The sequence below is a fragment of the Deinococcus radiophilus genome (genome assembly GCF_020889625.1).
GTDB classification, from domain to species: domain Bacteria; phylum Deinococcota; class Deinococci; order Deinococcales; family Deinococcaceae; genus Deinococcus; species Deinococcus radiophilus.
The window spans coordinates 343635-362773 of record NZ_CP086380.1 but is presented as its reverse complement, the minus strand read 5'-3'; the positions used below and the strand labels follow the sequence as shown (position 1 = coordinate 362773).

Below are 19139 nucleotides of genomic sequence, written 5' to 3'. Positions count from 1 at the left end.
GCGCCCGTTGATAGTTTCGCCCTTATTTGACCCCAGGAGGAACCCTATGAAAATTCTGACCCTGATCCGCCAAGTCCCCGACGCCGAAGCCCGCGTAAAAGCTGCAGGTGGCCAGATGGACCTGGGCGGCACCACCATGGTGATTGACGGCATGGACGAGTACGGCGTAGAAGAAGCCCTGCAACTGCGCGAGGGCGGCGCCGACGTGGAAGAGATTATCGGGCTGGCTGTCGGCCCGGCGCAAACCGAAGACGCCGTGCGGACCGCGCTGGCCATGGGCATTGACCGCGCCATTCACGTGGAGACGAGCGGCTACCTGGACCCCATCGCCGTGAGCAAAGTGGTGGCCACCGTCGCCCAGGAAGAAGGCGTGAGCCTGATCTTCGCTGGTGGGCAGCAGGCCGACTGGGACAGCCAGGCCCTGGGCGCCGCCACCGCCGAGCGCCTCAGCTGGCCGCAGGCCACCTGGACCAACGACCTCGCGCTGAGCGGCGGCACCCTCACGGGCCGCCACGACGTGGACAGCGGCAGCGAGAACTTTCAGCTGGACTTGCCCGCCGTGGTGACCACCCAGCAGGGCCTGAACGAGCCGCGCTACCCCACGCTGCCCAACATCATGAAGGCCAAGAAAAAGGAGCTGCGCAAAGACGACCTGAGCCGTTTCGGGGCACAGAACAAGGTGCAACTGGTCAGCAGCGAGATTCAGGTGCGCCAGCGCAAGAACCAGTTGATCGACGGCTCGGACCCGCAGACGGCGGCTCAGGAATTGCTGGGCCTGCTGCGCAACGAAGCCAAAGTCCTGAACTGAGACGACGCCCCCCCGTCACCTTTAAGGAGCCTTATCTATGATTCTGATTATTGCTGAACACAAAGACGGCCAGCTGTCCAAATCCACCGCCGAAATGATTCAGGCGGCCCGCGCTTCGGGTCAGGCCGGTCCTGTCACCGCCTTGGTGCTGGGCAGCGGCGTGGGCGACGTGGCCAATCAGGCTGCGCAGTTTGCCGATCAGGTGCTGGTGGCCGACCGCCCCGAGCTGGGCAGCTACAACGCCGAACTGTGGGCCGCTGCCAGCGCCCAGATTGCCCAGCAGGGCCAGGCCAGCCTGGTCATGACCGGGGGCAGCCGTTCGGGCCGCGAGTTCGCTCCCCGCGTGGCGGTCAAGCTGGACGCCCCTTACCTGGAAGACGTCATCCATCTTCAAGCGGCTGAGGGCGGCGTACAGGCCCAGCGCTACTCCTACCTGGCCCGCGTGACCGAAACCCAGCAGGCCAGTGGCCCAGTGGTCGTGGTGAGCGTGAAGCCTGGCGCGTTTGCTCCGGCGGCTCCTACCGGACAGCAAGGCCCTCAGTACGACGTGGACCTGGAACTGCCCCAGCCCCGCTTGCAGGTGACGGGCAAGAACGAAGAGAAGCTGGACCGTGTCGCACTGACCGAAGCCGACGTTATCGTGACGGGCGGGCGCGGCGTGGGCAGCTCCGAGAAGTTCGGTGAACTGGTGGAGGGGCTGGCTGACGCCATCGGCGCGGGCGTGGGTGCCACCCGAGCCGTGGTGGACGCTGGCTGGCGGCCTTACGGTGAGCAGGTGGGCCAGACCGGCAAGACCGTGCAGCCCGGCGCTTACATCGCCCTGGGCGTCAGCGGCGCAGTGCAGCACCTGTCGGGCATGGGCAAGAGCAAATACATCGTGGCGATCAACAAAGACGCCGACGCGCCGATCTTCAAGGTGGCCGATTACGGCATCGTGGGCGACGTGAACGAGATTGTTCCGGCCCTGATCAGCGCTGCGCGCAGCTAAATCCCACAGCGTCCCAAGAGAAAAGCCCCCCGCATGGAGGGCTTTTCCGGTTTTTTGAGCCTGGGTCAGTTCAAATGTCGCCCTGATGGGCCAGCGACCAGGCCCGCTCAAAAGCCGGGTGAGAGCGGGCATCGGCCAAGAGCTCGGCCAGGCCAGCAGTGAGCGGCAAACGGCGGAGCTGCACCTTGGCCTCAAACCCACCGCCCGGCCACTCCCCGACCGTCTGCACCACACCGCCCGGTCCCACACTGAGAGTGAACGACACGTCGGGGCCGCTCAGCGTCACCTGGCACAAGTCACCGTTCTCGCGGTCGCAGCCACCCGGCTGAATATAGACATTCTTCAGCCCCGGCCAGCGCAGGGTATCGGCCACCCAGCCCGCGTACAGCTCGGCAGGCAAGGGGTTATGCCCGGCATAGTGCAGTTCCAGACGGGTCAGCCCTGGCAGCTGCCCGGCCGCTTCGGGGCGGTCAAAGACCTGCGCCAGTGCCTCGCGCCAGCCGGTCAGCCGCGCCCAGCTGAGGTCGGCCAGCGCGAAGTGACGGCCCGGCGGAATATCCAGGCTGAGCGAGTCACAAATCACCTTGTCGGCCAACTCGGTCAGCTCGGCCAGCAGCGGCCCACCGGGGCGGTTCTCGGCGGCCCACCAGATGTAGTTGAGCGTGGCGGGGCGCAGCAGCGGCAGGATCGCGCCGCGCAACTGATCTTCGCTGGCCTCCAGCCGCAGCCGCTCTACGTATAGCCCACCTTCTTGCGGCACCAAACTGACCTGCACCTCTACGGCGTCGCTGCCGTCCATCACCCCGATAATCTGGCGGCCAGCGTAGCGGCCCTGCAGGCCGGCGAGGGTCTGTTCCACCTTGTCCAGGTGCGCCCGCTCGGTCAGGGCCACCAGGTTGCCGGTCGCGGCGCGGGTCTGCACGCCCAGGCAGTCCCACAGTTCCCCGATCACCGCTTCGGCGCCGCGCACAGTGGTCAGCCGGGGTTCGGTGCAGTCGGGCCGAGAAGAAGTTTGACGCGTCACAGCCGTCTCCAGCGCCGATCCTCACCGATCAGTTCATCGGCGGCGTCCGGGCTCCAGGTTCCGCTGGTGTAACGCTCTGTCTGCCCCTGGCCCTCCCAGGCATCCAGCAGGCCCTGCACGATGCGCCACGACTCCATCACTTCTTCTTCGCGGGGAAACAGCGACGCGTCCCCCGTCAGCGCGTCCAGCAACAGCCGCGAGTAAGGGCTTTCGAGCGGCGCGCCAAAAGCGTCGTAGCGGAAATCCATCACCACCTCGCGCAGTTCCATTTCCTGTCCCGGCGTCTTGGAGCTGAGCTTGAGGCTGACGCCTTCGTCCGGCTGAATGCGGAACGCCAGCACGTTGCGCTCGACATTCGGGAAAATGCTCAGCGGCGGGCGCTTGAAGACCACCGCGATTTCGGTGACTTTTTTGGGCAGGCGCTTGCCGGTGCGCAGGAAAAAGGGCACGCCCTGCCAGCGCCAGTTGTCCACCTCCAGCCGTACGGCAATATAGGTGGCGGTCCGTGACCCTTCGGCCACCCCTTCTTCGTCTTGATAGCCAGACAGTCGCTCGCCGTACAGCGTGCCTGCTGCGTACTGCCCACGCACGGCCACTTCGTCTGCCTTTTCGGGAGTGATTCGCCCGATGGCCTGAAACACTTTGGCCTTTTCATCGCGCAGGGCGTCAGGCGAGCCGGGGGCGGGCGGCTCCATCGCCGTCAGTGCGAGGAGTTGCAGCAGGTGATTTTGCAGCATGTCGCGCACCACCCCTGCTTCCTCGTAGTACCCGGCGCGGCCTTCCAGGCCCAGGTCCTCAGCCGCCGTGATCTGCACGTGATCAATCAGGTTGCGGTTCCACAGCGGCTCGAAGATCGCATTGCCGAAGCGGATCGCCAGCAGATTTTGGACCGTTTCCTTGCCCAGATAATGGTCAATCCGGTAGATCTGCGACTCCTGCCAGTGCCGGGTCAGCCGCGCCTGCAACTCGCGGGCCGATTCCAGATCGCGCCCAAACGGTTTTTCGATCACCAGCCTGCGCCAGCCGTCCGTCTGCTCATGCAGCCCCTGCCCGGCCAGCCCATCGCTGACGGTAATGAACAGACTGGGCGGTAATGAAAGGTAAAACAGTGCGTTGGACGTACCGCGCCCCTCGCAGAACTCGCGGATGTCAGCGTAGACCTGTTCGCCGGCCAGGTCGCCGGAACGGTAGGCCAAGGTTTCCAGAAAAGACGCCAAGCTGCCTTCTTCGATCTCGTCGGTTTCGCTGCTTTCGCGCAGGGCCTCTGCTACAAATTGCCGGAACTCGCCGCTGCTCATCTCCTGGCGGCCCACCCCCAGCAACTCGACCGCGCTGCTGAGCAGGCCACCTTGAAACAGGCCGAAGATGGCGGGCAACAGCTTGCGCCGCGCCAGATCGCCCGTGACACCAAACACGACGAGGGTGGCAGGCTCCGGGGCAGCGTGCCGCCGCATCACGTCGCGGAAAGGATTGTGACCTGAGGCGGGCACGGGCGGCGTCTTCTGAGCCAGGGTTTCTTGCTCCGCGTGAATACCGGCACCTTTGGCGGCTTTGGCTTCGGCTTTCTTAACCGTCTTGCCGTCACCTTCACCTTTGCCCGTAGCTGCACGCTTGGCCTTGCTTTTGGTAGGGCTTGCAGCGGTACTTTTGGCCGTAGCTTTGGTCTGGCGGCTGGCTGGGGTGACTTTGGGCTTGGCCTGCTTGGTGCCTGGGGACTTGGCTTTCACAGCTTTATCAGCTTTGGCAGGCTGGTCAGCTTGGGCAGTCCCGCTTTTTGATACCGACTTTTTAGAGGCCGGCGTCATTGGTCACCCAAGACGCGTTCCTGCCCAGTTTCACCCAGTTGCTCGGCGGCGGTGCCTCCGGTCTGGCCCACATCGGGAATCAGACCTTCTTGCTTGGGAGCCTCGACCACTTTGACCGCGTGCCCACCAAAGGCACGGCGCATCACGCTGAGCATCTGCCCGGCGTAGCTCAGCTCCTGCTGGCTGCGGAAGCGCATCTGGGTCGCCAGGGTGATGACCGGGGCCGGTACACCCTCTTCAATCGAATCAATGATGGTCCAGCGTCCCTCGCCCGAATCGGCCACATAGTCGCTCACATCGCCCAACTCAGTGTCGGCCTGTAGGGCCTCCGCCGTCAGGTCCAGCAGCCATGAGCGGACCACGCTGCCGTGCCGCCACAGCTCGGCAATCTGGGCCAGGTCCAGCCCGAATTCCTGCTTGGCGCGCATCAGCTCGAAGCCCTCGGCGTAGGCCTGCATCATGCCGTACTCGATGCCGTTGTGGACCATTTTCACGTAGTGACCCGACCCGCTCGGCCCCATGCGGCCCCAGCCCCGGTCAGGCGCCGGAGCCAGCGTTTCCAGCAGCGGGCGCAGGCGCTCTACGGCCACCTCGTCCCCGCCCACCATCATGGCGTACCCCTCCTGCAGGCCCCAGACGCCGCCGGAAGTGCCCACGTCCACATAGTGAATACCGCGCTCCCGCAGGGCCTCGGCGCGGCGCATCGTGTCTTTGTAATTGGAGTTGCCGCCGTCGATGATGATGTCGCCCGCCGACATCTGGGCGGCCAGGTCGTCCAGCACGCTCTGGGTAATCGGCCCAGCCGGGACCATCATCCATACAGCGCGGGTGCCGGGTTCGCCCAGCTTGCCGAGCAGCTCCGGCACGCTGGCTTCGCCTTCCATGCCCAGCGCCGCCAGCTCGGCCACCACCGCCGGGTCGCGGTCGTGGCCCACCACGCGGTGTCCGCCCTGCAGCAGCCGCTGCACCATGTTGCCGCCCATCTTGCCGAGGCCGATCATCCCCAGGGTTCCGGTCTGTTTAGCAGTCATGCCCGCATGATAGGGGGCAGGGCATGGACACGGGGGGTTTAGGCTCGGTTCAGCTGCAGTCCCAGTGGTAGGCCACCCGTGAAAAGTCCAGGTTCTTCAGGTCATCCGGGCGAATGAAGAAGTTCCCGATCCCCACATCGCCCCACATCAGCCCTAAGCGCGGATCGGAATCCAGCTGAAACAGCAGCACCCACTCTCCATCCGGCTGGCGGGGGTCGGACTGCGTGAAGTTGGGATAGCCGCCCAGTTTATGGCCTGCCGGAAAGGTTTCATAGAGGGCCGATAATTTTTCAGAGGCATCGTCATCTTCCCAGTAGTTGTCAGGCAACTTCAGAAGAGCGTGGCTGAGCGCATCACTGCCGCTGACGGGTTCGGTGTCGGGCAGCGCGGTCAGGGCCACTTCGGTGGGCCACTGCTTAAAGGGCGTTTCAAAGCCTTCCAGATCGTCCAGGCCCAGGCTATGTTCCGACAGCTGCGGCTGGACAATCTCGCGGCGCAACCCGGCCATGTCCTGCCTCACTTCGGGGCGGTAGATGACGCGGTGGCCGATGCTCTCCGCCCAATCGCGGTCAAAATCTGCCCCATACAGATCCGTATTCAGGATGAAAAATTGCAGCAGCCCTTGCCGTGGCAACTCCGGCCAGTACCCTTTCGCATTCAGCTCGGCCAGGTTCAGCTGCGCCAGGAAGACCAGCGGGCGGGGGTCGGCTTCGCGCGACATGGGCCAGGCTTCGTCCTGCGGCCAGTAAGGGACGCCGCCCACCCTACTTTGCCAGGGCTGAGGACGGCGGGAGAGGTCAGCACTCAGGCGAACCACCGGACGCTCACCGGCGGTCAATGCGGCGCGGTATGGCTCCAGCTCGGCGGGCAGCCAGACAGCACCGTCCTCGCGCCGGGGGGTCAGCTGCACCAGCCCCTGCTCTTGCCACTGCCGCGCCGTGTCGTGCATCAGGCCGTCCGTTAGCGGCTCAGGAGGCGCAGTGACCACCGAGGCCCGCATCAGCGCATTGAAACGGCCCCGCAACTCCTGGGGCGGGTGAAACAGCAGGCTGTCCGGCGCAACCTTAATCACGCTACGCCGACCATCCTGGACGACTTCGAAGCTGCCGCCATCTTCGGCCTGGGTGAGGCTACCGGCACCCGCCTGATTCGCCAGCTCGGACATGTAGACACTGGCCGCTATTTGCTCCTGGGAAACTAAAGGCAAAGTACCCATCCCCAGCAGGGCGGCGAGTGGGCCTTGCCGAACTTCCTCCAGCTCATCCCACAGCGCCAGTGGCAGCCCCTGCTCCTGCCAGACGGCGCGGGCCGCGTCCAGCGACTCGCCCGCCTTGTAGAAGACCTGCTGGCGATACATCGCCACCGTCATGGGACTGTAGAAATCCTGCTGCTGGAACATTGCCTCGGCCATTTCAGTTTGTTGGCGTACCTGCTCGGCGTAGTCGTCTGGGGAAACTGCACGGGTCTGCCCGTTCTGGGTGACGGTGATCTGCTCGCCGCGCCGGGTCAGCGTGAGGCGCTCGCCGCTCGCAGGGTCGGCCCAGAGTTGAACCTCATCGGGCGCAGGGTGGGGCTGGGGCAGAGTCGTCATGGTCACCTCGCGGGTGGGGATGTCACGGGCCGGGGCGGACGGGGCCGCGCCCCAGGTGGCCCCCGCAACCGTCAGGGCAGCGCACAGCGGGAGGGCCAGCAGCAGTAAGGGACGCATGCCCACATTATGGCTGGGCCGGTGCAGGCGCTGGGTTCATCGGCTGCTCACCCACCCCCAAGTCCTGTAGCGCCTCAAGGCCGACGGCCAGCACCATCAGGATCAAGAGCAGGGCGACCACGGCGTTGTTGAGGCCATGCAGCAGCATGGAGTAGCGCAGCCCCCGCGTACTGGCGGCGTGCCAAGCCAGCAACCCCAGCCACAGCTGCGGCAGCGGCAACGTGCCGGGAATCAGGTTGTGCATCCGGGCGAACACCACCGCCGACCCCACCCCGATCACGGCTGACACCACCCGCCAGGAGGTCTGGGGCAACACCCGCTGCACGCCCAAGCGCAGCAGCAGCGGCACTCCCCGGAAGATCAGTTCCTCGGCAATCGGCACGGCAACGGCCAGCAGCAGGAAAAACCCGGCCAGCGCCAGATAGAAATGCGGGCCGCTCAGGGCGTCCGAGAACATGCCTTCAATCCCACCCGCATTGTCCTCGCTCATGGACAGTTCGGGGACCAGCAGTGTCAGCGGCAGCAGCGCGGCGTAGCCCAGATATGCCAGGCCCAGCTCACGCCAGGTTTTACCCACCGGGCTTGCGCGGGCGTAGGCCGCCTGCCAGCGGGAGACGGCAGCGGGCAGCGGCATCTAACGGCGCTTCTTGGCGGCTTTGCGGGCCGCTTTCTGCGCTTTGCGCTCCGCTTCCTCGCGCCGCTTGGCTTCCTCGCCCATTTCCTGAATCCGGGCAGCGGTGGGCGCGTCTATCTCGCGCTGCATGTCCAGCAGGGTGCTGAGCATCAGGTTATAGAGCAGCCGTTCCACCTGACTGCGCACCCAGCCAAAGCGGACGCGGCCCCGCACGGTCAGCGTAACCTCGGTTCCCTGCTGTCCCTGGAGGGGCCGGAACTCCCAATGCTGCGAAAGTTCTTCTAAGGGGCCGACATTTTTCAGGCTGCGCCAGCCCCCGGCCTTGGAAGGCTTCAGGCCCTCATATTCGGCCTCAAAGCGCGAGCTGAGCAGGCGGTTTTTCAGGCGAAACCGGGCGCGGGCACCGTTTTTCAGGGACTGCGTCTCGTCTAACCAGCCGGATTCGGTCATGTTTGAATCCCAGGCGGCGCGGCGGGTCGGCACCAGCGCCAGCCGGTAGAGCACCTCCGGGCGCCCGCGCATGGGCAAGGTGTAGCTCAGCTCGATAGGTTCCTGGTTGCCACGGGCAGGTGTGACGGGGCGCTGCTCTGCCGACTTGCGAACCTCGGGCCGCGCCGACAAGGTGGTCTGCTGCCCCCCTTCCGATTCGGGCTGGGGGGAAGAACTTGACCTGCGCAGCAGCTTGAACATGCCTTCAGTCTAGTGCAGACCAGGTCCAGTCCAGTGTCACTTCAGCAGCCGCAGGGTAAAGGGGTAATGGTAAGGTCGCCCGTCCGAAACGGTCATGACGGCCAGAATCATGAAAATGATCGGGATGATGTACAGGAACAGCCCCCCCAGCATCAGCAAGAACAGCAGGCCCACTCCACTAAAGATCCCGAAGCCGGCCAGCACGTCGGAGCCCGCCGCTGCGCCAGCGAAGCCGCCCAGAAAGCCGAGCCCCGCCAGTCCCAGCAAGATCAGCAGGCCCAGCGTGGAATAGATCCACATGCTGATCTGGAAGTTCAGGGCTTCTTTGCCCTGCTCATCCAGCGCAGCGCTGCGGTCCCGGTAGATGAGCCAGGCGGCCAGTGGTCCCAGCAGATTGCCCAGCGCAGGCAGCACGAAAGCCAGCAGCGGCGAGAGATGGATCAGCATGGCCGGGGTCTGGTCATCCGGGCTGAGGTGTCCGGGCTGTGACGCCACCATCGGCTGCACGCGGGCGGGGCCGTCAGCACTGCCTTGAGACACGGAGCTGTTCTGAGATTCGCGCTTCATGCTTGACTTTACGCGGCCCACCTCACTACAGTTCCCAGACTGTGACGCCTCCTCCCCGCACCTCCGCCCAGCGCAGCGCCAGCGCCGCCCGTGACCGGCTGCCACTGCGGGCCGTCATTCAGCCCGAAACCCCAGTCAGCGGTCAGCAGGTCACACTCTTTAGCGACGGGGCGTGTGACACCACCAAGGGTCACGGCGGCTGGGCCACCATCTTGCGCTACGGCGAACACGAGCTGGTCCTCAGCGGCCACGAAGCAGGCACCACCAACAACCGTATGGAACTGCGCGGCTTGCTGGAAGGCCTGCGGACCCTCAAGCGGCCCTGCCAGGTGCGCGTGGTGACCGATAGTCAGTATCTGCGTAAAGCCTTTACCGACGGCTGGATTACCGGCTGGATGCGGAACGGCTGGAAGACGGCCAGCAAAGAGCCGGTCAAGAACCAAGACCTCTGGGAAGCCCTGATTGAGCAAGCCCGTGTCCACGAGCTGACCTTCGTGTGGGTCAAGGGCCACGCCGGACACGACGAGAACGAGCGTGTAGACCAGCTGGCAGTGCAGGAGCGCAAGAAACTGCGCTGAGTTCTGCTGCGAACCAGCCTTTACTCTTTTTTTAGGTCGGGCCATGACCTATGCTGAGCGCTGTGAGCGCTGTGATTCATTTGCAAGCCCTGGGCCTGACCGAGTACGAGGCGCGGGCCTACACCGCCCTGCTGGCGCTGGGGCGTTCGGTGCCGGCGCGGGTCGCCCGTCAGGCTGGCATTCCCCGGCCCAAAATCTACGAGACGCTGGAGCGCCTAGAGGGGCGCGGCCTGGCCAGCAAGGTGGGCCAGAGCCCGCTGGAATACGCGCCGCTGAGTGCGCGGGAATACCTGACCCGTTCGCGCCGGTCTTTCAGTGACCGTTTGGAGGCGCTGGACCGCGACCTCTCGCGCCTGACCCCCGACCCTGCCCCCGAAGCGGTGTACCACCTCAACGGCGAAGCGGCGCTGCGCTCACTGTGCGAAGACCTGATTCTGAACGCTACCCGGCAGGTCTATATGGCCGGTGTGCCCGTATTGGCGGACCGCCTGGAAGCCCTGTGTCCCCGTGGCGTGGCGCTGACCCGCGCCGATCTGGTGGACCTGCCGCCCATCGCCGCCGCCGGGCAACACGCCTTTTTGCTGACCCGTGACGCCGAGGCGGCTGTGATCGCCCACTTTGTCCCCGAAGACGCCGATATTGAGGCGCACGGGGTCCATACGCACAATCCAGTCATCATTCACCTGATTGATGGGTACGTGACCCTGGCTGCCCAGCAAAGCCAGCAGCCCGCTGCACCTGCCAAAGCCAAAACGAGTCGCGCCAAAAGTGCCGAGGCCAGCGCCACAGCCGCCAAATCCTGAAGCTGGCCTTGGGGTGTTGACAAGGCGGGGGACTGACTGTAATCTATCTGAGCCTTTGGGGCTGTGGCGCAGTTGGGAGCGCGTCTGAATGGCATTCAGAAGGTCAGGGGTTCGAATCCCCTCAGCTCCACCAAAAGAGGACGTTGTCGCTGACAGCGTCCTTTTTCATTATTTCTTCTAGCAAGAGATCCGTCAGGCGGTATGCCGACAATGGTGACATGAACGGGCCCCGTCTGCCTCATTTCCCACCAATTCTGGAGAAAGCGCTTGATTCTCATCGTAGATGACAGCGCCGTGGTGCGCTGGCAATTGACCCGGCAACTGGAAGCGGCTGGGCTGGGCACCGTCCACGCCCCTGAGCAGCTGTGGGAAGCCCGTGAACTGCTGGGCTTTGGCGACGGCGAAACCCTGGTTGAAGTGCTGCTCCTGGACCTGGTGATGCCGCAAACGGATGGTCTAGCCTTTTTGCAGGAGCTGCGTGGGTTTCCGCACCTCTCGGACCTGCCGGTGATCATCGTGACCAGTCTGGAAGAAGAAAACGAGCTGGAGCGGGTCTTTGCGGCTGGGGCCAACGATTATCTGACCAAGCCGTCGCTGCCAGTCGTGCTGGCGGCCCGCGTCCGCAACCTGCAACGGCTGGCCCGTGCGACGAATGAGCGCAAGGCCCGCGAGCGCGAACTGCTGCGCCTGACCCGCGACCTGCAACAGGCCCGCGATGAGTTAGAACATCTGTCCATGACCGATTCACTGACCGGAGTAGCCAATCGGCGCTCATTTGAGGTGCTGCTGCGCCGTCACAGTGCGCCGTTGGCTGCCCAGGCCGTCCACTCGGCCTGATCATGATCGACATTGACCATTTCAAGGCCTACAACGACCACTATGGCCACCCTGCCGGCGACGTCTGTCTACGCGAGGTGGCGCAGGCACTACAGGGAGCGCTGCGCCGCTCCGGTGACATGCTGACCCGCTACGGCGGCGAAGAGTTCGCCCTGCTGCTGCCCGACACTGGGCTGGCTGGGACTCAGATGGTGGCTGAACGCCTACGCCGCGCTGTGCTGGACCTCAGCTTGCCTCATCAGGCCCATCCACTGGGCCAGGTCACCATCAGTCTGGGGGCGGCCAGCTTGCACGGTGTGACCGGCAGTGAGCTGGTACAAGCTGCTGACGGGGCGCTGTACGCCGCCAAACGGGCTGGACGCAACCGGGTCGCGCTGCATGATGAGGCCGGAACGCCTCAGGTTCTGGTGGCCCAGTAGCAGCTGCCCCAGAAACAAGCACGGAGAGACCAGCATCTTCACGGTCAGGTACTCCATCAACCTCAGCAAGACCCCTTGCATCCCTCTTGCTTACACGCTACTCTATATCGGCCTTAGGGCGACGTAGCTCAGCTGGTTAGAGCGCACGACTCATAATCGTGAGGTCGAGAGTTCAAGTCTCTCTGTCGCCACCATAGAATCCCGCCCTTGTCGGCGGGATTTATTCATCTAGGGAGAGAGAGGCTAAACTCTGCCAGCTTGCGGGTCCGCTCCTTAATTCTCGCTCCTGTGAGCCGCCTCAGCCGCTGGAATCACAACATAGTCGATCGGCTTAAAGGTGCCGTTGTTGCTGCCCTCCGCTGAGCAGGCGGTCAGGCCCACGATCAGGTCCATCTCGGCACGCAGTTCTAGGCGCTGCCCCGCCTGCGAAATAGGCGGGCCGATGTTCACCCGGCCCTGTTGATCCACCAGGACGTTCATAAAAATATTCAGCGTGGTCGGAATCTGGTCAGGCTGAATGCCAAACGGTTCAAAGGCCTGCACCAGATTAGAAAAGCAGCTGGGATGTCCCTCGGCGGTGCCGGGCGGATACAAGATCTCAAAGGTTTCGGTGGAACAAGGGGTCAGCAGGAAATCGTGACGGCCCACATCGTCACGCAGCAGGGTAAACATGGGGCGCGAGCGGTTGGAGTACAGCACATGCCCGGTGGTCAGATAGATGGTTTCGTTGTAATCGAAGGTGCGGCCCGACGAGAGCCATTCTTCTTTGTTGTCAGCCGCGAAGGCCATCAGGTCGGACACCTGCTCGCCCTGGGGATCAATCACCACCAGCACATCGCCTTTTTGCAGGGAGAATCCGCTGCCACTCTGAGGCGGGATGCGGTGTACGCGCTCGGTCTGATCAGGGTGTGTCATTTGTCGGCCTCCTGGGTTGGCTGGGCGCCGAAGCCCAGTGGACAGTGCCCAAAGGGAGCCTGCCAGCCGGGTTCCACGGCACGGCCAGAATACTGCCGGGCTTCGGGGGCCGTTCCGTAGTCGGCCAGGTTGGGATTAATGTTGCCCTGCAGTTTGACGTCACGGGCGCGGATGGTTTCCTGAAAGCGGGTCCAGCGACCGTCCGCCTTGAGGGTACGGAACTGGTGGTGCGAGTTGAACACCAACATGGCGTAGGGAAACCGCCGGGCCAGGCGTGAAGCCCCTGGGTGCAACCCCACCAGAAAAAAAGCCTGCCCGCCAAAGGAATACCCGAAATCTGGCGAGGTGGTATCGGGGCTGACCTCGCGGCTATAAGGCGCGTCGTCCAGCCGCGAAAGCGCGTGCAGCTGTTCCCAGACCAGCCGCTCGAAGGTCAGTTCGTCCACTTCACCGGGGGTTTCGAAGACAGCCACGAAGCTGGTGAAGTCCGAATCCATGCCTGGCTGCTCGGCTTGGAAAGCCCGCAGGTCACGGGCCAGCGCCAGGGTGCTGTCCAGGGTCGCCAGTGCAGGATAGGTTTTCAGACGGTAGACAGCGGTGTTGACCGATGCCTTGGCGGCTACACAGGGAAAATCGGGAGCTTGGATTTTTTCACGGAACGCCTGCTGCTCAGTAGGTGACAACTTCGTCTAAAGGCGCTCCTGGTGGGCAAAAGGGCTGGGTCAACAGGTCTAGGACAGCCATGAACTGTTTGGGTTTCCACCGTAAGGCATCCACGAGATGCTGAGCACCGTGCCGCACCAGACTGACCGCTCTACGACCATGCTTGAGAACGGGGATGGGCTGGGTCTGGCCCAGCCAGACCCCCCAGGCGCAAGCAGAACACCCAGGCCAGTGTCACCAGGCCAAAGAGCCGCTGTAGACGGCTCCTTTCCGTCATCCCAGTCCGCTCCAGGTCGAAGCCTCGCATCTTGAAGCTGCTGAAGGTGCACTCGATTGACCAGCGCTGCTTGTACAGCTTCCAGGTCTTCCGAGCGCTGAAATCTGTGGCAATGATGACGAGGTCACCTGTGGATGACCTCGTCGCGACCACCCGCATGAGTTCGCCAAACACGAACACCTTTTCGTCGATTTCATGGAAATGACCGTGCTGGACGTGCTTAAACCATTCCTTCCCATTCGTGTCGTCCAGCATGTCGCTGTGCCGAATGCGGATCGCCCGCTTGATGCCTTGACGACGGAGAAAACGGAACCACTCCGCACCGATGAACTCACGGTCAGCCACCAGGCCTTGCCAGCGTTTCGCTGGCAAGACGCGGAGGAGCTTCAATACCAGCCACATACGGGCATAGGTATGGCTGTTCCCAGACTCATCAAGAGGAACCCAAATCAGGGGGCAGGGTGAAGCCATGAACCACGGCTCCAAGCACCAGAAAATTGATGGGCGTTTCCCCATGCTCCCAGTTGGTGCGGTCCAGACTCAGCAACACCTTCCCCGGTGGAAGATGGACGACGAGCAGAGCGATGAAAAAGTCCATGTCCAGCTGCTCATCCCGGAAGGTTCGGTCCGCCCTTCTTTTCTTGGCTTGCGGCGTGCTGATACCGGGCATGTGAGGACTCAGGTCGTGATGATTGATGCTCCTCGCGGCAATCATCGCCAGAAGCACATCGATCAGCCGCTGAAGGGTGTCAATGCGGAGGTGACTCGCGTGTGCTTTGAAGTGGCGGGTCAGTACGGTAGCCTGCTGGGCGGCGGATTCTGTTGTTTTCACACTCTCAGGAAACCGTGAACAGTCGGCCCCATCAAGCTTGATGGGGCCGACTGTTGGTTTTTGCCGTCTAGGACAATGTGAAACTGAAGTTGTCACCTACTGAGCGCCTGCTGCGCCAATTGCACGAAATCGGGCGTGGGTGGGGGACAATAAGTTGGCCGGGTACGGTCAATATAAGTGGTCATGGTTCCTCGGAAGCAGGAGTGAGGGGCGGGATCGGGGCAAGGTCATTTCTGACTCCACCTTAGGCCGCAGCAATGAGTCTGGTTGTGGATAAACCCCTTTATGGCGGCTGCCTCAAGCCCTGGTAAAGCTGTCTATAAGGCGGCCTTCAGGTCAGGAGCTTTCAGGCGCAGAAAGTGGCTAGCTTCTCGTCTGCTGCACTGTTGACCGCTACACTGCCCGGCATGATCCATCCGGCCGATCCCCTGACGCTGCCCTGTGGCGTCACCGTCAAGAACCGCCTGCTCAAAGGTGCCATGAGCGAGGCATTGGGCACCCGTGACCATGCTCCGCGCCCGGAACTAAGTGCCCTGTACGCACGCTGGGCACAGGGCGGGACAGGCATCTTGCTGACCGGCAACGTGATGGTGGACGCTCACGCCCTGGGTGAACCCGGCAACGTGGTCTTGGAGGATGAGCAACACCTGGCTGAGTTTCACGGTTGGGCCATGCAGGGCAGCCGTGAGGGTGCAGCGCTGTGGATGCAGTTGAACCACCCTGGCAAGCAAGCTCCGCGTGGGCTGAATGCACAGACGGTGGCCCCCAGCGCCGTGCCGTTCGGGAAAGGGATGGAGCGGGCCTTTGCCACACCACGGGAATTGACGGTATCCGAAATCCATGAACTGAGCGCCCGATTCGCCCACTCGGCGCGGCTGGCGCAGCGGGCTGGCTTTGGTGGGGTGCAGCTGCACGGGGCACACGGCTACCTGATCTCGCAGTTTCTGTCACCGCGCCACAATGTGCGCCAGGACGAATACGGGGGCACGCTGGCTGGACGGATGCGCTTCTTGCTCGAAACCTTTGACGCGGTTCGGGCAGCAGTGGGGCCGCGTTTCCCGGTCAGCGTCAAGCTGAACTCGTCGGACTTCGTGCGGGGTGGCTTCAGCGAAGATGACAGCCTAAGCGTGGTGCAGGCGCTGGGCGAGCGTGGCTGTGACCTGATCGAGATTTCCGGCGGAACCTACGAAAAACCGATGATGATGGTGAATGAAAGGGAGCGCGGCGGCTTTTTTGCGGATTTCTCACGGTGGGCGCGGGCGGTGGCGGGCGTGCCGGTGTGCGTGACTGGGGGCTTTCGGGACTCGGATACGGTGCGCGGGGCACTGGCTACAGGCGCCGCCGACGTGGTGGGGCTGGGCCGTCCACTGGTAACTGATCCGCACTTCAGCGCCCGGTTGCTGCGGGGTGAGGAGGTCTGCAGCGAGGTCAGGCCACTGAAAACCGGGCTGGGCCTGCTGGACGGCAGCGGCTACCTTGAAATCGCCTGGTACGAGGATGCCATGCGCCGCCTCGCACGCGGCGAGCAGGTTCGGGCGGGCGAGGCTCCCCTGCCGGCGCTGGCCCGCATGTCCGCCGAGACGGGCCTGGCCGCCGTCTTCCGCAGACGCCGCGCTCTGATCTAGCATGGGCGTATGATTGCCGTCGCCAACCGCATCCCCGTGAATCCGGAGCACGCCCAGGCCTTTGAGCAGCGTTTTCTTGACCGTCCGGGCCAGGTCGAGCGGCAGCCTGGCTTCGTCGCCACCCACCTGCTGCGGCCCACCGCCCCAGACCAGCCCTACACCGTGCTGACCTATTGGGAGAGCCGGGACGCGTTCGAAGCTTGGCGCGCTTCGCCGGATTTCCGGGAAGGTCATAAGGGTGGCCACACCCTGCCTGAAGGCACGGTGACGGGCCGCAACCAGCTGGAAATCTGGGAGGTGTTCAGCCGCACCGGACGGGTAGAGTGACGCGGATTCCGAATGGATCGTAAAAAGCAACGATTCAGCCAAGGGCAACAGGACTGGTACAGCTGGGAAGCAGGGTAAGAAAAAATACGGACCTCCGCGATACGGAGACGCAGGCAGTGCTCTATAGATTGTGTCGGAATTAAGCGGAACCCGTATGCCGCGCCACTTCAGCCGTGCGGCACGCCTGACTGTACCTGTTCGCCTGACTGTGCCTGCACCTTGCGGGCCGCCTTCAATCCCAGCCAGAGCTCGCTCAGCACATAAATGACAAAGATCAGGTGCCACCACTGAACGCTTGGCCCACCCGCGTCAGGAAAGGCCAGCTGCCACAGCGCCCGCCCCACCATCAGCAGCGCCAGCCAGGTCTCCGGCTTGGTCAGCCAAGAGCGCCACACCCGCGTAACAGGCGGCTGCGCCGGGCCACTCAGGGCGTACCAGCGCAGCAGTGGCAGCAGCAGAATAAGGACATAGATCACGCCTAGCCACAAGGCACGTGGGGCCGGCTCACGAAGAAGGGTCATCCAGAAGGCCAGAAGGACCAACAAGGACGACATCACGGTGAAAAACAGGTGCTCGCAGTAGGCGGCGCGCAGCCCTGGCCAGCCCCGGGCATAACCGGCTGGAATCCGCGCCGCCTCACCGCCCTGCAGATGAGAGCGCCGCAGCCGAGCATTGGCCGCGTTGGGATCACCCCAGCCACCCAGCACTTCGGCCTGCGACTGGCCCGCTTGCTGCGCCCCGGCCAACTGCGCCAGGGACTCGGCCCGCACCTGTTCGGCCGCCCCAGCCTCCAGCCCCTCGGTGGCCAGCTCCAGCCAGCGCTCCGGCGTCTGCGGCTCTCTATTCCAGGGCCGCGCTGGCAGAAAAAAACTCACGCTGCACCCGTATCTCGACGCGCCGTACTCATATGGGCAATGTAACGGCTGGTGCAGCAGGCGGGCGACTAAGCTGAAGCCATGAAACCTGTCCTTGGCCAGCCTGCCCCGGAGTTCAGTGCCACCAGCGACGATGGACGCACCGTCTCGCTGGCCGGTCTGCGCGGACGCTGGGCGGTGCTGTACTTTTACCCCAAAGCCAGCAGCCCCGGCTGCTCTACCGAAGCGCAGCGCTTTGAGCATTCGCTGCCGCAGTTTGCCGCGCTGGGCGCAGAGGTGATCGGCATCAGCACCGATGGGGCGGCGGGGCAAGCGGCTTTTCGCGCCAAGTGCGGGTTGTCGTTTGCCCTACTGCCCGACACCGACAAGACCATTTGCCGCACTTACGGCGTCATGGGTGGCCTGACCGGGCTGGTTGGTCTGCCGGGCCGGGCTTCGTTCGTGATTGATCCGGCAGGGGTGTTGGTGTATCAGCGGCATGACCTTAATCACACCGTGCATGTGCCGGGCGCGCTGCAAGCACTGCGGCAAGCCCAAGCGAGATGATGTGTCGCTGCCGCTGATTGCGCTGGTCTACGCCCTGACCGACCATCCCGCGCCCGTGCCACATGCCGAGCTGAGTTGTTTGCCGCACACACCTGCTTTGCAGCCGGGCTAGGGGGCGCGTCATGAGCTGGAACATGCCGGAGCTGGCCAAAGACGGCTCTGCGTTTAATGGCGATCTGCCCAGCCGGGATGGCCCCTATGGAACAACCTTTCACCCACTGGGCCAATCCTCCCAGCGCTCCAGGCCGGGACCACACCATTACACCATTGACTATCTTCTGTATTCGGAAGGCCTGGCCGGGACCCAAGATCAGCACCCCTTACTTTGCCATTGAGCGAGTAAGGAGCTGTGAAACCCCCAGCGAGAGCGAGTGAGCATGAAGTGGCTGCTGGGGGGAATACAGGGTCTTCAGGAGGTCCGACACTGTGGCCTACTTCGCCCACATCAGGGCTATTCAGCGTCGTCTGTGGGCAGCGCCTCTCCACTCCGGATCTTCTGAAAGGCAGCCGTCAGCTTCTCTGGGGTGGCTTTGGCGCCCCCAATGCGCTGCGGACCGTTGGGGCCGTACACCAAGAGGCTGGGATAACCGGGAACATCCAGCTCCTTGCGGCGCTCGAACCCGGCCTGGGCCTGGGCTTCCGACTCCGGCGCAGCGTAAGCCTGGGCAGCCGCCTCAGGGTCCAGGCCCAGGTCACGCGCCACCTGTGAAATCACGGCGGTGTCATGCAGATCCTGGCCGTCCTCATACCAGGCGTGTTGCAGGGCATGGGCGATATCCAGCCCGTGTTCCGGCGCCAGCGAGTGGAGGGCCCAGAACGCCCGTGCCGCCACTCCGGAATCCAGCACTGTGCTGCCCTCCTGCACTGCGTCACGGAAGCCTTCACCGGTAGCTACACCAGTCATTTCGGTCATGCGCTGGGCGCTTTCCAGCACGCCTTCCTTCTGGCCTACGGCCTGCACACGCTCGCCCACCAGCAAACCACCTGGCAGCACCTCCAGCTCAATCTGATCGGCATTGGCATCCGCAAAACCACGCAGCGCTTCACCGAAACCCCAGCACCAGATGCAGTAAGTGTCGGTGACATAGGTCAATTTGGTTTTCTGGATCATGTGCTGATTGTGACACATGGTAGGAAACGTCAAAGCAAAATGGACGGCCCACAAATGCCATCCCTTTGTGTGAAAT

General features: G+C 63.6%; 20 protein-coding genes, 2 tRNA genes and 1 pseudogene. 11 read left to right on the top strand and 12 right to left on the bottom strand.

Annotation, left to right across the window (positions count from 1 at the left end; translation table 11 throughout):
• The first annotated feature begins 46 nt into the window (after positions 1-46).
• Positions 47-808, top strand: coding sequence for an electron transfer flavoprotein subunit beta/FixA family protein (locus tag LMT64_RS01980; RefSeq protein WP_126351379.1), 762 nt, complete (start codon positions 47-49; stop codon positions 806-808).
• Between the two features lie 37 nt (positions 809-845).
• Positions 846-1796 (top strand): electron transfer flavoprotein subunit alpha/FixB family protein, encoded by a 951-nt coding sequence (locus tag LMT64_RS01975; RefSeq protein ID WP_126351380.1) that lies wholly within the window; start codon positions 846-848, stop codon positions 1794-1796.
• Between the two features lie 70 nt (positions 1797-1866).
• Here the strand turns inward: LMT64_RS01975 and LMT64_RS01970 are convergent, their stop codons facing one another.
• The 7 genes from LMT64_RS01970 to LMT64_RS01940 form a co-directional block, all read right to left on the bottom strand.
• Complete coding sequence (locus LMT64_RS01970; RefSeq protein WP_126351381.1) at positions 1867-2820, bottom strand: glucose-6-phosphate dehydrogenase assembly protein OpcA; 954 nt, start codon at positions 2818-2820, stop codon at positions 1867-1869.
• Complete coding sequence (zwf, locus tag LMT64_RS01965; protein WP_407647840.1) at positions 2817-4547, bottom strand: glucose-6-phosphate dehydrogenase; 1731 nt, start codon at positions 4545-4547, stop codon at positions 2817-2819. The genes LMT64_RS01970 and zwf overlap by 4 nt, the downstream gene beginning before the upstream one ends.
• Positions 4548-4621: 74 nt before the next feature.
• Entirely contained in the window at positions 4622-5656 is a 1035-nt protein-coding gene (gnd, locus tag LMT64_RS01960; RefSeq protein ID WP_126351383.1) for a phosphogluconate dehydrogenase (NAD(+)-dependent, decarboxylating), read from the bottom strand.
• Positions 5657-5705: 49 nt separating this feature from the next.
• Positions 5706-7364 carry a YwqG family protein gene (locus LMT64_RS01955; RefSeq protein ID WP_126351384.1) on the bottom strand — a complete coding sequence of 553 codons (1659 nt, stop codon included), beginning with the start codon at positions 7362-7364 and terminating at the stop codon, positions 5706-5708.
• Between the two features lie 7 nt (positions 7365-7371).
• Positions 7372-7998, bottom strand: coding sequence for a CPBP family intramembrane glutamic endopeptidase (locus tag LMT64_RS01950; RefSeq protein WP_126351385.1), 627 nt, complete (start codon positions 7996-7998; stop codon positions 7372-7374).
• Entirely contained in the window at positions 7999-8688 is a 690-nt protein-coding gene (locus tag LMT64_RS01945) for an SRPBCC family protein (protein WP_229253296.1), read from the bottom strand.
• A gap of 36 nt (positions 8689-8724) precedes the next feature.
• Positions 8725-9255, bottom strand: a complete 531-nt coding sequence (locus LMT64_RS01940) for a DUF4870 domain-containing protein (protein WP_229253295.1) — start codon at positions 9253-9255, stop codon at positions 8725-8727.
• A gap of 41 nt (positions 9256-9296) precedes the next feature.
• Here LMT64_RS01940 and rnhA point away from each other — a divergent pair, with 41 nt between their 5' ends.
• From rnhA to LMT64_RS01910, 6 genes are all read left to right on the top strand, one after another.
• On the top strand, positions 9297-9833 hold the full coding sequence (gene rnhA, locus LMT64_RS01935) for a ribonuclease HI (RefSeq protein ID WP_126351386.1): 537 nt from the start codon (positions 9297-9299) through the stop codon (positions 9831-9833).
• Between the two features lie 62 nt (positions 9834-9895).
• Positions 9896-10636: a TrmB family transcriptional regulator gene (locus LMT64_RS01930; protein ID WP_229253294.1), complete on the top strand. Its 741-nt coding sequence runs from the start codon at positions 9896-9898 to the stop codon at positions 10634-10636.
• A 57-nt stretch (positions 10637-10693) separates the two neighbouring features.
• Positions 10694-10769 (top strand) — tRNA-Ala (locus LMT64_RS01925).
• A gap of 134 nt (positions 10770-10903) precedes the next feature.
• Positions 10904-11473 carry a response regulator gene (locus LMT64_RS01920; protein WP_170165923.1) on the top strand — a complete coding sequence of 190 codons (570 nt, stop codon included), beginning with the start codon at positions 10904-10906 and terminating at the stop codon, positions 11471-11473.
• 2 nt (positions 11474-11475) lie between these two features.
• The gene (locus LMT64_RS01915; protein WP_126351389.1) at positions 11476-11892 is read left to right on the top strand and encodes a diguanylate cyclase; all 417 of its coding nucleotides are present in this window, start codon (positions 11476-11478) and stop codon (positions 11890-11892) included.
• 117 nt (positions 11893-12009) lie between these two features.
• Positions 12010-12086 (top strand) — tRNA-Met (locus LMT64_RS01910).
• Between the two features lie 79 nt (positions 12087-12165).
• Here the strand turns inward: LMT64_RS01910 and LMT64_RS01905 are convergent.
• The 3 genes and pseudogenes from LMT64_RS01905 to LMT64_RS01895 all read right to left on the bottom strand — a co-directional run bounded on the left by LMT64_RS01905 (position 12166) and on the right by LMT64_RS01895 (position 14462).
• A complete protein-coding gene (locus tag LMT64_RS01905; RefSeq protein ID WP_126351390.1) occupies positions 12166-12807 on the bottom strand; it encodes a DUF1989 domain-containing protein in 642 nt (213 codons plus the stop codon).
• Positions 12804-13490, bottom strand: a complete 687-nt coding sequence (gntA, locus tag LMT64_RS01900) for a guanitoxin biosynthesis heme-dependent pre-guanitoxin N-hydroxylase GntA (protein WP_229253293.1) — start codon at positions 13488-13490, stop codon at positions 12804-12806. The genes LMT64_RS01905 and gntA overlap by 4 nt, the downstream gene beginning before the upstream one ends.
• A pseudogene (locus tag LMT64_RS01895) lies at positions 13477-14462 on the bottom strand (IS4 family transposase). Before LMT64_RS01895 ends, gntA begins: the two are co-directional and overlap by 14 nt.
• A gap of 524 nt (positions 14463-14986) precedes the next feature.
• Here LMT64_RS01895 and LMT64_RS01890 point away from each other — a divergent pair.
• Both LMT64_RS01890 and LMT64_RS01885 read left to right on the top strand, forming a co-directional pair.
• Positions 14987-16204 carry an NADH:flavin oxidoreductase/NADH oxidase family protein gene (locus tag LMT64_RS01890; protein ID WP_126351392.1) on the top strand — a complete coding sequence of 406 codons (1218 nt, stop codon included), beginning with the start codon at positions 14987-14989 and terminating at the stop codon, positions 16202-16204.
• A gap of 9 nt (positions 16205-16213) precedes the next feature.
• On the top strand, positions 16214-16531 hold the full coding sequence (locus LMT64_RS01885; protein WP_126351393.1) for an antibiotic biosynthesis monooxygenase family protein: 318 nt from the start codon (positions 16214-16216) through the stop codon (positions 16529-16531).
• Positions 16532-16698: 167 nt separating this feature from the next.
• Here the strand turns inward: LMT64_RS01885 and LMT64_RS01880 are convergent, their stop codons facing one another.
• Positions 16699-17406, bottom strand: coding sequence for a hypothetical protein (locus LMT64_RS01880; RefSeq protein ID WP_126351394.1), 708 nt, complete (start codon positions 17404-17406; stop codon positions 16699-16701).
• A gap of 81 nt (positions 17407-17487) precedes the next feature.
• Between LMT64_RS01880 and LMT64_RS01875 the strand changes: the two genes are divergently transcribed.
• A complete protein-coding gene (locus LMT64_RS01875; RefSeq protein ID WP_126351395.1) occupies positions 17488-17952 on the top strand; it encodes a peroxiredoxin in 465 nt (154 codons plus the stop codon).
• 451 nt (positions 17953-18403) lie between these two features.
• Here LMT64_RS01875 and LMT64_RS01870 read toward each other — a convergent pair whose 3' ends face one another.
• A complete protein-coding gene (locus LMT64_RS01870; RefSeq protein ID WP_229253292.1) occupies positions 18404-19063 on the bottom strand; it encodes a DsbA family protein in 660 nt (219 codons plus the stop codon).
• Between the last annotated feature and the right edge of the window lie 76 nt (positions 19064-19139).

Excerpts from the sequence above, each read along its gene's own strand:
- LMT64_RS01980 (WP_126351379.1), top strand. The coding sequence starts at position 47 with ATGAAAATTCTGACCCTGATCCGCCAAGTCCCCGACGCCGAAGCCCGC.
- LMT64_RS01945 (WP_229253296.1), bottom strand. The coding sequence starts at position 8,688 with ATGTTCAAGCTGCTGCGCAGGTCAAGTTCTTCCCCCCAGCCCGAATCG.
- LMT64_RS01975 (WP_126351380.1), top strand. The coding sequence starts at position 846 with ATGATTCTGATTATTGCTGAACACAAAGACGGCCAGCTGTCCAAATCC.
- gnd (WP_126351383.1), bottom strand. The coding sequence starts at position 5,656 with ATGACTGCTAAACAGACCGGAACCCTGGGGATGATCGGCCTCGGCAAG.
- LMT64_RS01870 (WP_229253292.1), bottom strand. The coding sequence starts at position 19,063 with ATGATCCAGAAAACCAAATTGACCTATGTCACCGACACTTACTGCATC.
- LMT64_RS01955 (WP_126351384.1), bottom strand. The coding sequence starts at position 7,364 with ATGCGTCCCTTACTGCTGCTGGCCCTCCCGCTGTGCGCTGCCCTGACG.
- LMT64_RS01950 (WP_126351385.1), bottom strand. The coding sequence starts at position 7,998 with ATGCCGCTGCCCGCTGCCGTCTCCCGCTGGCAGGCGGCCTACGCCCGC.
- LMT64_RS01915 (WP_126351389.1), top strand. The coding sequence starts at position 11,476 with ATGATCGACATTGACCATTTCAAGGCCTACAACGACCACTATGGCCAC.
- LMT64_RS01875 (WP_126351395.1), top strand. The coding sequence starts at position 17,488 with ATGAAACCTGTCCTTGGCCAGCCTGCCCCGGAGTTCAGTGCCACCAGC.
- LMT64_RS01890 (WP_126351392.1), top strand. The coding sequence starts at position 14,987 with ATGATCCATCCGGCCGATCCCCTGACGCTGCCCTGTGGCGTCACCGTC.
- LMT64_RS01940 (WP_229253295.1), bottom strand. The coding sequence starts at position 9,255 with ATGAAGCGCGAATCTCAGAACAGCTCCGTGTCTCAAGGCAGTGCTGAC.
- LMT64_RS01905 (WP_126351390.1), bottom strand. The coding sequence starts at position 12,807 with ATGACACACCCTGATCAGACCGAGCGCGTACACCGCATCCCGCCTCAG.
- LMT64_RS01885 (WP_126351393.1), top strand. The coding sequence starts at position 16,214 with ATGATTGCCGTCGCCAACCGCATCCCCGTGAATCCGGAGCACGCCCAG.